Origin of the sequence: Pyxidicoccus caerfyrddinensis (genome assembly GCF_010894405.1) — a bacterium.
Taxonomy (GTDB): Bacteria; Myxococcota; Myxococcia; order Myxococcales; family Myxococcaceae; genus Myxococcus; species Myxococcus caerfyrddinensis.
The window spans coordinates 272,298-285,091 of the sequence record NZ_JAAIYA010000007.1 but is presented as its reverse complement, the minus strand read 5'-3'; the positions used below and the strand labels follow the sequence as shown (position 1 = coordinate 285,091).

The window sequence follows — 12,794 nt, the reverse complement described above, 5'->3', positions numbered from 1 at the left end:
GCGTCCCACTCCTCTTGCGTGGGAGCCCGAGGGAAGGCCTGCCCACGACGCTTGTCATCCGCGTGCCATCCCATGCCGAGAGAGCGTGCGACCGGCATCCTCGCGCGTCAATGCCTCACGGCTCATGGCAAGGCGCGCGCCAATCGAGGAGACGACACGCCGCGAGGAAGCGCCGCATCACCGCACCGACGCCTCCATCCAGAACGGGCGGAAGCGTCCAGCCGCACGGACTTCGCACGCGCCCGCGCGCCCTGATTTTCGAGCGAATCTCGATTCAAGCGACGCGCAGCTTCGCGTCAGCCCCAGGAGCGCGCGGAGTCCAGGTCCACGGTGAGGCCCGTCTCCTTGAGCACCCCGTGGATGCGCAGGCGCGCCTGGGCCCACGGGAGGGCCTCCACGCGGTAGCCGTCCAGCGCGTTCATCAGGTGCGCGCGGTAGCTGGGGTGTCCCGGGTCCGCGAGGATGACGACGCCCCGGTCCGTGGTGGAGCGGATGAGCCGGCCCACGCCCTGGCGCAGGAGCAGCAGCGCGCGCGGCAGCCGGTAGTGGAGGAAGCCCAGGTACTCGCCGCCGTTGCGCGACAGCGGCTCCTCGCGAGCGGCCACCAGCGGGCGCAGCGCGGGCTCCAGTGGCAGCTTGTCGATGAACACGCAGCCCACGCCGCGGCCGGGGATGTCCACGCCCTGCCAGAAGCTCTTGGTGCCCAGGAGCACCGTGCCCGTGTCGCGCTCCTGCCGCGCGGCCAGAGAGCGGCTGTGCCCGCGCGACTGCCGCATCACTTCAATCCCGAGCGGCTCCAGCCGCGAGCGCACCTCCGAGCCCACGCGCTCCATGCGCCGCGTGGACGCGAACAGTCCCAGCACGCGCCCGCCCATCGTCTGCGCCAGCCCCGAAATCCGGAGCGCGGCCCACTCCACGAAGGCCTCCTCGTGCGCGCGCGGCGCGTCCGTGACGAGCACCACCAGCGCCTGCTCCCGCAGCCGGAAGGGGGAGGGGGCGCGCACCAGGCGGGGCGCGGGCTGCTCACCACGCCCGTCCAGGCCCAGCCGCCGCAGCACGAAGGGCACACTGTCTCCGGTGCCCAGCGTGGCCGACGCCAGCACCAGCGCGCGCTTGCTCGCGGCGAAGTCGCGCGACACGTACGCGGACACATCCACCGGCTGCGCGCCCACGCTCCAGCGCTGCCGCTTCGGCTCGGCCGTGGCGGCGTAGCACCGCCCCGGCGCGGGCTCGCCGGACAGCTCTCCCGAGAGCACCGCCAGCTCGCCCAGCTCCGTGGTGGCGCCGGACAGCTCGCGCTCCAGCGCGGGGTTGCGCGCCGCCAGCTCCGGCAGGGCCGCCAGCACCCGCACCGCGAGCAGCGTGTGCAGCGTCTGGAGCGCGTCGCGCACGGCCACCAGCCCGTCGCTCACCGGCTCCCAGGCGGGCAGGGCGCGCACCGCCTCCGTCACCCGCAGCTCCGGCGCGTAGGTGCTCTCGTCCGGGTCCTCGCCCACGGCGGTGGCGCCCGGCTCGCACAGCGCCGTCACGCTCGTGCCCAGGCCACGCGCCTCGTCCAGCAGCCGGCGCAGCCCGTCCTCCACCTCGCCCATCAGCGTGCGCGACTCGGCCCGTGCGCCCAGGGCTCGCCGCAGCTCCGCGAAGAGGCCGCGCCGTCCGTCGCGCCCGTGCAGCCGCTCGGTGAGGCGCTGGAAGGCCAGGTCCGACAGCTCCACGGCCAGCGCGGTGGTGGCGACGTCCTCCACCTCGTGCGCCTCGTCCAGCACCAGGTGTTCCAGCTTCGGGTAGCGCGCGGGCCAGGCGAAGGCGAGGGACTGGTTGATGACCAGCACGTCCGCCTCGCGGGCCTGCGCCACCGCCGAGTGGTAGAAGCACTTGTGGAAGTGCGGGCACTTCTCGCCCAGCGTCGTCGCCGCCTCCGAGCGCACCGCCGGCACCAGCCCGAACATCGCGGGGAAGCGCTCGCGGAACCAGTGGCTCAGCCGGTCCAAATCCCCTTCGCCGCTGCGGCGCATGTACGCGCGCAGGTACGCCCGGGGCGCGCGCGCGGCGTGGCCCATGCCGGGCTCCACTCGCGTGGCCTCCAGCGTGCGGCGGCGGCACAGGTAGTTCGTCTGCCCCTTGAGCAGCGCGTAGCCGAAGCCGCCGTTCATGGCCCGGTGCAGCCGGGGAAGGTCCTTCTCCAGGAGCTGGTCCTGCAGCGTCTTCGTGTGCGGCGCCACGCCCACCTTGCGCCCATTGCGCGCGGCGAAGAGGGCCGAGGGCGCCAGGTACGCCAGTGACTTGCCCGTGCCCGTCCCGGCCTCCACCGCCACCTGCCCGCCGTCCGACAGCGCGCGCGCCACCGCTTGCGCCACGTCCAACTGCGCGGCCCGGCTCACGAAGCCCTCGCCCACGCGCTCCAGTGAGCCTCCCGCGCCCAGCACCGCCGCCACCTCGTCCGGGCGCACCGGCAGCACCGGCGTGTCCGCGTCCGGCTCGGGCGGGGCCGTCGCTCCCCCCGCGCGCCGCCGCTCCGGGCGTCCGCGCAAGAAGCCCTGCGCCTCCAGCTTCAGCGGCGTGGACACCGCCCGGCACGCCGTGCGCAGCCGCGCCAGCAGGTCCACCAGCGGCCACTCCTCGTAGTCGAAGGCGCCGTGCGCGTCCTCCTCGAGGCCCGCGTCCACCTGGGACAGCCGCAGCTCCGCGCCGGGGCGCGGGTCCAGCGTGGCCAGCAGGTCCGCCACGTCATCGCCGCGGCCTTCGCGGATGCAGCGCTCCATGGCGTGCACCAGCACCGACTGCACGGCGTCGCAGTCCGACAGGGCCCGGTGCGGCTGGCGCAGGGCCAGCCCCGCCCAGCGCAGGAGCGACTCCAGCGAGTGGCTGGGCAGCTCCGGGTGCAGGTAGTGCATCAGCTCGCACGAGTCGAGCACCGGGGCGCGGATGGCGCCCAGCACGTCCGGCAGGAAGCCTTTTTCGAAGGGCGCGTTGTGCGCCACCACCGTCCACCCGGTGAGCTTCTCGCGCAGCTCCGCGGCGTCGGTGCCGAAGCGGGGGCGGCCCGTGAGGTCCGCGTCCGTCAGGCCCGTCAGCCGTCGGATGGTGAGGGGCAGGGGCTTCGACGCCGAGTACAGGCGCGCGAAGCGGTCCACCTCGCGCCCGCCCTCGTAGAAGATGCAGCCCAGCTCGATGACCTCGTCCACACGCGGGTCCAGCCCCGTGGTCTCGAGGTCGAGGAAGACATGCCGGGTGAAAAGCTCCGCCGCGCCGCCCATGCAGGGCGCCGACAGTAAGGCCGACTCACGGCGGAGGACAGAAAACGGCCGGCGTCAGTCCACCATGAAGACGCCGGAAACCATCTTCCCCATGGCGCAGCCGTACACGAGCTTGCCGGACTCCTTCGGGGTGAAGGCGATTTCCACCGGCGTGTTCAGCGGCAGCGGGGTGTTGATGTCGTAGCCGTCCATGACGACTTCGGTGGCGCACGTCTGGTCCGTCTTGCGCGTCACCACCAGCTTCACCGGCTCGCCCTTCTTGAGATTCACGGGGCTGGGCTCGTAGCCCTTCTCCGTGACGGTGAGCTCCACCACGCGCACGCCGCCCTCGCGCTTCTCGGGCACGGAAGGCGCCGAGGGCGCGGTGGCTTCCGCCTTCGGAGCGCCCGCGTCCTTGGCGCACCCCTGCTGCGTGGCGCCCACCATGGCGGCTGTCGCGGCCAGGGCGAGCCAGGGCTTGATGATGCGGGAGAGGAAGGGGCGCATGGCGTGTCTCACGTAGAAGGAAGGGGACGGCGCCCCGGCGAGGTGAAGGTCCTCAGGCCTCGTCGGCCTCGGAGGACTCGCCCTCCTCGGGCGCGCTCTCGGCCGGCGGCGGCTCGAAGCGGAGCAGGGCGTGCAGCGGCACGAAGACCTCGTGCTCCTTCTCGCCGAGCAGCAGGTCGAACCGGCCCACGTGCATCAGCGGAAGCTGCAACGTGATTCCGTTGCGCAGCACCAGCTTCACCGTCTGGCCCAGGTGGTCCAGGAACGCGCGCGGGTCCGAGTACGGGCGCTTGTCCGGCTGGCGCGCCACGGCCGCGGGCTTCTGCGTCAGCTTCGCGTCGCGCTCCAGTCCGGGCAGCAGCCGCTCCCAGTCCGCGCGGCGGGCCAGCAGCACCACCTGCAGCTTCTCCAGCCGCCCGGTGCGCTCCAGCGTGAAGGCGATGGGCTCCTCCACCAGCAGCGTGTCCAGCAGGGAGCGCTCCGCCAGCACCACGGAGACCTCCGCCTTCGCGCTGATGAGGTGGGCGAGGAACTCGGCGACGATGGCGTTCTCCACCTCGCCGCGGGCCTGCTTGATGGCGGCCTTGCGCTGGGTGCGCTCCTTGCGCGCCATGAACTCCGCCACCGTCATGCCGCTCTGGAGCACGCCGAAGGCGTCACCCAGGGACAGGCTGGGCGTCTGGCCCATGAGCTCGTAGACCTGGTCGAAGCGCTTCGCCTCCTCGGCGTGCAGCTTGCGCCAGATGCGGGCCTTCATCTTCCCTTCCAGCTCGCCCTTGGCGATGCGCGCCGGGACGTGCTCGCGCACCGCCAGCGCTTGGATCTGCTCCGGCGTGGGAGGCGGGCGCGGCGTGGAGGGACGGAAGCCGCCGGGGCGTCCTCCGAAGCCACCCGACCTGGGCGGACCGCCGGGGCCGCCGGGACGCGGACCCATGGGGCGCGCGCCCGCCGCACCCGGCGCCATGCCGGCGGGCCGGGGCGTGGGAGGCAGACCCGTGGATGGCCGCGGCGTGGGCGCGGGTGTGGCACCCGGCGCGGGCGTGGGCCCGGGCGTCGGAGCCACGCCGGCGGCCGGCCGGGGCGTGGGGGTTGGCAGGGGAGCCGGGGCCGTACCAGCAGGCCGGGGGGCGGGAGTGGGCGTGGGCGCCGCGACAGCGGGCCGGGGCGTGGGCGCCGCGGCGGGAGGTCGGGGCGTGGGGGTGGGGCGCGGCGTTGGCGCCGGGGTGGAGGATGCCGTGGGGGTCGGAGTCACCGGTGCGCTGCCGGGCGTCGAGGCCGGGCGCCGAATGACTTCAACCGCGGGGACCACCCGCCGTGTCTTCCTGTCGTTCACAGTCGTACGTTACCTGATGCGAGTTTTCCGGGCATGCCCGGCTTCACGGCTGGAGGGAGGCTGAAAGGTCCACCTTCCATCCGGATGGCTCCCGTACCATCCGGACCTCGTGGTTGCTGCCGGGCGAGCGCACGAGCACGGTTGCCGTGTCGCCCTCCTCCCGGACCAGCGAGACCTCCGTAACATCCGGAGGGGGAGGCACATTCGCGAAGAAGAGGTCCTGCGGCTCGGGTTTCTCCGAGCCCGCGGAGGCCTCTCCCACCGCCCGGGCCCGCTCGGTGAGCGCGTCCTGGGTACTCTTGGAGAGTACCGCCCAGGCCGCGCGCTCATCACCCTTGCGCACACCCTCGTGGAAGGCCCGGTAGGCGCCCTGCGGGGTGTCCTGGCGATTGCAGCCGCCCATGCCCAGGCCGAGCAGGACCAGGGCCACCAGCCAGGGCATCGTCACGGTCAGGCGCATGGAAACAGGGATTTAGGTCAAAGCGCCTCCGGGGGAAAGCCCGAGCTTCTTCATTCCTGTCACGCGGCGTGCTGATGGACGCGGTTGCGGCCCGCTCCCTTGGCCACGTAGAGGCTGGTGTCCGCCGCCATCAGCAGGGCCTCCGCGCTCGCCAGGTCGGCCGAGGGCACCGTGGCCACGCCCAGCGACGCCGTCAGTCGCACCGGCTCCGCCTTTCCGTCCGCGCCCGGGGGCTCCAGCCCCAGCGACGCAATCGCCTCGCGCACGCGCTCGCACACCTTCAGCGCGTCCACCGGCCCCGTCTCCGGCAGGATGGCGATGAGCTCCTCGCCGCCATAGCGCGCCAGCAGGTCCACCTCCCGCAGCCGCGTGCGCGCCGTCTGCGCCACCACCTTGAGCACCTGGTCCCCGAAGGGGTGCCCGAAGGTGTCGTTGATGCGCTTGAAGTGGTCGATGTCCAGCATCACCAGCGACATCGGCGAGCCGTAGCGCCGCGAGCGCGCGAACTCCTCGTGCAGCCGCTCCTCGAAGTAGCGCCGGTTGAACAGCCCGGTGAGCGCGTCCGTGCGGCTGAGCGCCAGGAGCTCCTCGCGCCGCCGCGCCAGCTCCTTGTTGGCCTTGTCCAACTCCCGGTTCTTCTCCACCAGCGCGTCCTGCAGCACCTTCAGCCGCAGCATGGACTTCACCCGCGCCGACAGCTCCAGCATGTCGAAGGGCTTCACCAGGTAGTCGTCCGCCCCCAGCTCCAGCCCCTCCACCTTCCCCGCCGCCTGCCGCGCCGTCATCAGAATCACCGGGATGAAGCCGAAGCCGTCCTCCCCCGAGTTCGCCTTGATGATGCGGCACACCTCCACCCCGCCCAGCCCCGGCATCTCCACATCCATCAGGATGAGGTCCGGCCGCGCCTGGCGGATGGCGGACAGCGCCTGCGTCCCGTCGTTGGCTTCCTTGAAGACGTAACCCTGTGGCGTCAGCCCCTCGCGCACGTGCCGCACGTGCGCCGGGTCGTCATCCACGATGAGCACCGTGCGGCCGCTGAGCTCGCCTCCGGGGGACGCACGACGCGCGACCTCCAGCGTCCTCTTCCGTTCGCCGTCCGCCATCGTGTTTCGCCCCCGGTGCAATCCTCCCGCGTCGCGGGAATGACTGCAATTCTCACCTGTCGAGATGAGGAAGCCAAGAGGCCGGGCAAGTGCCCGTCTTCACGAATGTCAGACAGGCTTGCGCAGCCGGGCCCGGTACACCGGCTCCCCGCTCGTCAGGTAGCGCCGCTCCCGTGTGGAGGGCACCTCCTCGGGGTCATAAGGATGGAACACTCCTGAACCCAGGGGGTTCTGGAAACCCACGGATTCCAGGATGGAGAGCATGGACTCGCCCCGGTCCTGGACGTCCGTGCGCATGTCGAAGAGGCCGCCCGGTGCGAGCTTCGCGTACAGCAACTGGGCGAAGGCGGGCTGGATGACGGCGCGCTTGGCGTGGGCGCGCTTCCACCAGGGGTCGGGGAACTGGAGGTGGATGGCGGCCAGGGAGCCAGGGGCGAAGATGCGGGGCACGACGAAGGTGGCGTCGGCCTCGATGACGCGCAGGTTCTTCAGGCCGGCCTTGTCCGCGCGGGACTGGGTGTCGCGCGCGTACTTCTTGCGCCACTCGAAGGCGACGAAGCGCACCCCGGGGTTGCGCCGGCAGTACTCCAGGGCGTGGCCCCCGGCGCCGGAGCCAATCTCCAGCTCCAGCGGGCCGGCGAAGCCGAACTCCGCGTCCCAGTCCGGGGGCGTTTCCAGGGTGACGAACTTGAGCCCGACGGGCTCGGGTAGCAGACGGGGACGGGCCATGGGAGGGCCGCCTCCAACCACGGCGGTGCCGGGTCTGGCCAGGGAAAAACGCTTGGGGCCTTTGCCCGCGGGCCTGCGGTATACGGAAGGGCATGAAGGTCTTCCACTCGGTGGCCGAGGCGGGCCGGGCACTGGCCGGCCAGGCGCTCGCGCTGGGCAACTTCGACGGCGTCCACGTGGGCCACCAGGCCCTCTTCTCCGAGGCCGGCCGCCACGCCAGCGCCGCTGCCTTCACCTTCCACCCGCACCCCGGCAAGGTGCTCCAGCCGGACCTGGCGCCGAAGCTGATTACGCTGCTGCCCCGCAAGCTGGAGCTGTTCGCCGGGTGCGGCCTGTCCGCCGCGGTGGTGCAGCCCTTCACCCGCGACTACGCGCGCACGCCCCCGTCCGACTTCGAGGCCGCCCTGTTCGACGCGCTCGGCGTGGCGCACGTGGTGGTGGGCAGCGACTTCACCTATGGCGCGGCCCGCGGCGGCACGGTGGCCACGCTGCGCGAGGCGGCCGCCCGGCGCGGCGCGAAGGTGCACGTGGTGGCGCCCGTCACCGTGGACGGCGTGGTGGCCTCGTCCTCGCGCGTGCGCGAGTACATCCTCGAGGGCCGCGTGTCCGCGGCGCGGCGGCTCTTGGGGCGCCCGTTTGATCTGGACGGCACGGTGGTGGCCGGCGCGGGGCGGGGCAGGGGCATCGGCTTTCCCACCGCCAACGTGGACACGCAGAACGAGCTGCGCCCCGCTCCCGGCGTCTATGCCATCCGGGTGCACCTGCCCGGCGAGGCCGGGGGCACATGGCACGCGGGCGCCGCCAACATCGGTGTGAAGCCCACCTTCGGCGGCACCGAGGTCACCATCGAGGCGCACCTGCTGGACTTCTCCGGCGACCTCTATGGCAAGGAGCTCCGGGTGCAGTTCCTGGAGCGGCTGCGCCCCGAGCAGCGCTTCGGCTCGGTGGCGGAGCTCGTCGGGCAGATAAAGCGGGACGTGGAGGCCGCGCGCACCGTCATCGCCGGTGTGGGTGACTGAGCGTTTTTCCCGTGTCTCTTCAACGGGTTGACCTGCCAAGGGAGCAGGCGGGCCCGCCTTGACGCGCGCGCGCGGCTCCCCTCTAATTCGTATCAGGAACCGTGCCAGAGGCCCTCGTGGCCCCTGGCATCTCCCCCTGTCTCCTGAGTTCGGGGCGGGCCCTCAAGCCTGTCTCGTTCTTCTTTTCCTCAAGGAAGAGGCTTCAACGAATGTCCGGTCGACTCGGTGAACTGCTGGTTCGCGAGAACCTCATCTCCATCCAGCAGCTGCGCAAGGCCCAGGAAGAGCAGCAGAAGAACGGCACGCGCATCGGCACCGCCCTCATCAAGACGGGGGCCATCGAGGAGTCGAAGCTCACCGACTTCCTCTCCAAGCAGTACGGCGTGCCGGCCATCAACCTGAAGGACTTCGACATTGATCCGGAAATCATCAAGCTCGTGCCCAAGGAAGTGGCCGAGAAGCACCTGGTGATTCCCGTCAACCGCGCGGGCCCTTCGCTCATCGCCGCCATGTGCGACCCGTCCAACATCTTCGCGGTGGACGACCTGAAGTTCCTCACCGGCTACAACATCGAGACGGTGGTCGCCTCCGAGGTCTCCATCCGCGAGGCCATCGAGCGCTACTACGCGGAGAAGGGCCCCTCCCTCGAGGACATCGTCGGTGACGTCACCGACGACATCGAGACCGTGAAGGAGGAGGCGGAGAACCTCGATGAGATGACCAAGGCCGCGGACGACGCGCCCGTGGTCAAGCTCGTGAATCTCATCCTCATGGACGCCATCAAGAAGCGCGCGTCCGACATCCACATCGAGCCGTACGAGAAGGACTTCCGCGTCCGCTTCCGCATCGACGGTGTGATGTACGAGGTCATGCGCCCGCCCATGAAGCTGCGCAACGCGATTACGTCGCGTCTGAAGATCATGGCCAATCTGGACATCTCCGAGCGGCGCCTGCCGCAGGACGGCCGCATCAAGATCAAGATTGGCGGCGGCAAGGAGATGGACTTCCGCGTGAGCGTGTGCCCCACGCTCTTCGGCGAGAAGGTCGTCATGCGTCTGCTCGACAAGAGCAACCTCCAGCTGGACATGACCAAGCTGGGGTTCGACGCGCAGCCGCTGGCCTGGTTCAAGGAGGCCATCGACCGGCCCTACGGCATGGTGCTGGTGACGGGCCCCACGGGCTCCGGCAAGACGACGACGCTCTACTCGGCGCTGGCCAGCCTCAACGGCATCGACACCAACATCTGCACCGCGGAAGACCCCGTCGAGTTCAACTTCGCCGGCATCAACCAGGTGCAGATGCACGAGGACATCGGCCTGAACTTCGCCGCGGGCCTGCGCTCCTTCCTCCGCCAGGACCCGGACATCATCATGATTGGTGAGATCCGCGACTTCGAGACGGCGGAAATCGGCGTCAAGGCGGCGCTCACCGGCCACCTCGTGCTCTCCACGCTGCACACCAACGACGCCCCGGGCACGGTGAGCCGTCTGCTCAACATGGGCATCGAGCCGTTCCTCGTGACGGCCTCGCTCAACCTCATCCTCGCCCAGCGTCTGGCGCGCCGCCTGTGCCCCGCCTGCAAGCAGCCGGCGCAGAAGGTGGACGAGCAGGCCCTCATCGACGCCGGCGTCCCGCCGGACAAGATTGGCACCTTCACCATGTACGAGAAGGTCGGCTGCCGCGACTGCAATGACCGCGGCTACCGTGGCCGCGTGGCCATCTACGAGGTCATGCCCTTCTGGGACGGCCTCAAGGAGCTGGTCATCAACGGTGGCTCCGCCGCCGAGCTCAAGCAGGAGGCCATCCGCCTGGGCATGAGCAGCCTGCGCATGTCGGGCCTTCGCAAGATGATGGACGGCGCCACCACCCTCGAAGAGGTCGTCGGCAACACCGCCCCGGACCGCTTCTAGTCACTCCTCCTCCCACGCCTCACCGAAGGACATCCCCCCGTGGCCAACCTGCACCAGCTCCTCAAGGCGATGGTCGAGAAGGGCGCTTCCGACCTCCACATCACCACTGGCTCACCGCCCCAGCTCCGCGTGGACGGCGAGCTCGTGCCCTTGAAGACGGCGCCGCTGACCCCCGTGGAGACCAAGCAGCTCTGCTACTCCATCCTCACGGACGCCCAGAAGCACAAGTTCGAAGAGGACAACGAGCTGGACCTGTCCTTCGGCGTGAAGGGGCTGTCGCGCTTCCGCGCCAACATCTTCATGCAGCGTGGCGCGGTGGCCGGCGCCTTCCGCACCATTCCCTTCAAGATCCTGACGTTCCAGGAGCTGGGCCTTCCCCCGGTGGTCGCGGAGCTGGTGAAGAAGCCCCGCGGCCTCATCCTGGTGACGGGCCCCACGGGCTCGGGCAAGTCCACCACGCTGGCCTCGATGATCGACAAGATCAACACCGAGCGTCATGAGCACATCATGACCATCGAGGACCCCATCGAGTACCTGCACCCGCACAAGAACTGCCTCGTCAACCAGCGGGAAGTCGGCGCGGACACGCGCAACTTCAAGACGGCCCTCAAGTACATCCTCCGCCAGGACCCGGACATCGTGCTCGTCGGCGAGCTCCGTGACTTGGAGACGATCGAGGCCGCGCTCACCATCGCCGAGACGGGCCACATCTGCTACGCCACGCTGCACACCAACAGCGCGGTGCAGACCATCAACCGCGTGCTGGACGTGTTCCCGCCGTACCAGCAGCCGCAGGTGCGCGCCCAGCTGTCCTTCGTGCTCGAGGGCGTGATGAGCCAGGCGCTGGTGTCCAAGGCGGGCGGCCCGGGCCGCATCCTCGCCCTGGAGGTGATGGTGCCCAACCCCGCCATCCGGAACCTCATCCGCGAGGACAAGGTCCACCAGATCTACTCCTCCATGCAGGTCGGTCAGGCGAAGTACGGCATGCAGACCTTCAACCAGGCCCTGGCGGCGCTCCTCATCCGCCGGCTCATCTCCCAGGACGAGGCCTTCGGCCGCTCCAGCGACCCGGAAGAGCTGCGCAACATCCTCGCCACGGGTGGGCAGGGCCTCCCGGGACTGCCCCAGCAGCGACCTGCCGGGGGAGCGGGCGGTCGTTAGTTCCTGGAATTTGGATTCAGCGGTTAGACTCGCGCGGCGTCCGCGGAGGTCCAGCTCATGGCAGCACCAGCAGTGCAGCAGAAGGCCGTAGCCCCCAAGAAGAACACGTCCCAGTTCCTCTGGGAGGCGAAGACCAAGGGCGGAGAGACCAAGAAGGGCGAGATGGAGGCCTTGGACTCCGAGGCCGTCAACTCGCGCCTCAAGTCCCTGGGCCTCAACCCGACCAAGGTGCGCAGGAAGGGCGCCCTGGACGGCGACATCGTCCTGCCCGGCATCGGCGGGGTGACGGGCAAGGACATCCTCATCTTCACCCGGCAGTTCGCCACGATGATCGACGCCGGCCTGCCGCTGGTGCAGTGCCTCGACATCCTGGCCAGCCAGATGGACAACCCCGCCTTCAAGAAGGTGTTGTTCGCCATCAAGGCCAAGGTGGAGCAGGGCAGCACCTTCGCGGATGCCCTCAAGGACCACCCCAAGGTCTTCGACGAGCTCTACACCCAGCTGTGCGCCGCGGGTGAGGTGGGCGGTATCCTCGACTCCATCCTCAACCGGCTCGCGGCCTACCGTGAGAAGAGCGAGAAGCTCAAGGCCAAGGTCAAGGGCGCGATGACCTACCCGGCCATCGTCTTGGTGGTGGCCCTCGGCGTGGTGTCGCTGCTGCTCATCAAGGTGACGCCCACGTTCGCGAAGATGTTCGCGGACTTCGGCTCGGAGCTGCCGGGGCCCACCCAGTTCGTGGTCGACATGTCCGAATGGGCCCAGACGTATTGGCTCCACGTCGCCGGCTCCGTCACCGCGGTGGTGGTCTCCTTCACCTGGAGCTACCGGCAGCCCCGGGGGCGCGTGTTCTGGGACAAGGTGTTCCTGAAGATGCCGCTGTTCGGGCCGGTGCTCCGCAAGGTCGCGGTGGCGCGCTTCACCCGCACGCTGGGCACCATGCTCTCCTCGGGCGTGCCCATCCTCGATGCCCTGGACGTGACGGCGAAGACGGCCGGCAATCGCACCGTGGAAGCGGCCATCTACTACGTGCGCGGCAAGATCTCCGAGGGCAAGAACATCGCGGGCCCGCTGGCGGACACCAAGGTGTTCCCCTCCATGGTGGTGCAGATGATTGGCGTCGGTGAGGCCACCGGCGCCATGGACACCATGCTCAACAAGATCGCCGACTTCTACGACGACGAGGTGGACTCCGCCATCAGTGCGCTCACCTCCATGATTGAGCCCATCATGATGGTGTTCCTCGGCGGCGTGGTCGGTGGCTTCCTCATCGCCATGTACCTGCCCATCTTCTCCATTGCCGGTGCCATCAAGTAGTTCTCCGGCTCCAGGCGCGCGC

10 protein-coding genes are annotated in these 12,794 nt (G+C 70.0%); 4 read left to right on the top strand and 6 right to left on the bottom strand.

The features are described from left to right. Nucleotides 1-296: 296 nt before the first annotated feature. From G4D86_RS18975 to trmB, 6 genes are all read right to left on the bottom strand, one after another. The gene (locus tag G4D86_RS18975) at nucleotides 297-3,257 is read right to left on the bottom strand and encodes a helicase C-terminal domain-containing protein (protein ID WP_163995382.1); all 2,961 of its coding nucleotides are present in this window, start codon (nucleotides 3,255-3,257) and stop codon (nucleotides 297-299) included. A 54-nt stretch (nucleotides 3,258-3,311) separates the two neighbouring features. Beyond that, nucleotides 3,312-3,743, bottom strand: a complete 432-nt coding sequence (locus tag G4D86_RS18970) for a cupredoxin domain-containing protein (protein ID WP_163995381.1) — start codon at nucleotides 3,741-3,743, stop codon at nucleotides 3,312-3,314. 52 nt (nucleotides 3,744-3,795) lie between these two features. Then, complete coding sequence (locus G4D86_RS52945) at nucleotides 3,796-4,677, bottom strand: hypothetical protein (RefSeq protein WP_275899123.1); 882 nt, start codon at nucleotides 4,675-4,677, stop codon at nucleotides 3,796-3,798. A 442-nt stretch (nucleotides 4,678-5,119) separates the two neighbouring features. Beyond that, nucleotides 5,120-5,536 (bottom strand): hypothetical protein, encoded by a 417-nt coding sequence (locus G4D86_RS18960; protein WP_163995379.1) that lies wholly within the window; start codon nucleotides 5,534-5,536, stop codon nucleotides 5,120-5,122. Between the two features lie 59 nt (nucleotides 5,537-5,595). Further along, nucleotides 5,596-6,639 (bottom strand): diguanylate cyclase, encoded by a 1,044-nt coding sequence (locus G4D86_RS18955; protein ID WP_163995378.1) that lies wholly within the window; start codon nucleotides 6,637-6,639, stop codon nucleotides 5,596-5,598. Between the two features lie 108 nt (nucleotides 6,640-6,747). Then, nucleotides 6,748-7,368 (bottom strand): tRNA (guanine(46)-N(7))-methyltransferase TrmB, encoded by a 621-nt coding sequence (trmB, locus tag G4D86_RS18950; protein ID WP_163995377.1) that lies wholly within the window; start codon nucleotides 7,366-7,368, stop codon nucleotides 6,748-6,750. 92 nt (nucleotides 7,369-7,460) lie between these two features. Here trmB and G4D86_RS18945 point away from each other — a divergent pair, with 92 nt between their 5' ends. The 4 genes from G4D86_RS18945 to pilC all read left to right on the top strand — a co-directional run bounded on the left by G4D86_RS18945 (nucleotide 7,461) and on the right by pilC (nucleotide 12,772). Next, a complete protein-coding gene (locus G4D86_RS18945; RefSeq protein ID WP_163995376.1) occupies nucleotides 7,461-8,387 on the top strand; it encodes a bifunctional riboflavin kinase/FAD synthetase in 927 nt (308 codons plus the stop codon). A gap of 209 nt (nucleotides 8,388-8,596) precedes the next feature. Continuing rightward, the gene (gene pilB, locus G4D86_RS18940) at nucleotides 8,597-10,297 is read left to right on the top strand and encodes a type IV-A pilus assembly ATPase PilB (protein ID WP_163995375.1); all 1,701 of its coding nucleotides are present in this window, start codon (nucleotides 8,597-8,599) and stop codon (nucleotides 10,295-10,297) included. A 39-nt stretch (nucleotides 10,298-10,336) separates the two neighbouring features. Then, on the top strand, nucleotides 10,337-11,458 hold the full coding sequence (locus G4D86_RS18935) for a type IV pilus twitching motility protein PilT (RefSeq protein ID WP_163995374.1): 1,122 nt from the start codon (nucleotides 10,337-10,339) through the stop codon (nucleotides 11,456-11,458). A gap of 57 nt (nucleotides 11,459-11,515) precedes the next feature. Continuing rightward, nucleotides 11,516-12,772: a type IV pilus assembly protein PilC gene (gene pilC, locus G4D86_RS18930; RefSeq protein ID WP_163995373.1), complete on the top strand. Its 1,257-nt coding sequence runs from the start codon at nucleotides 11,516-11,518 to the stop codon at nucleotides 12,770-12,772. The last annotated feature ends 22 nt before the right edge of the window (nucleotides 12,773-12,794 follow it).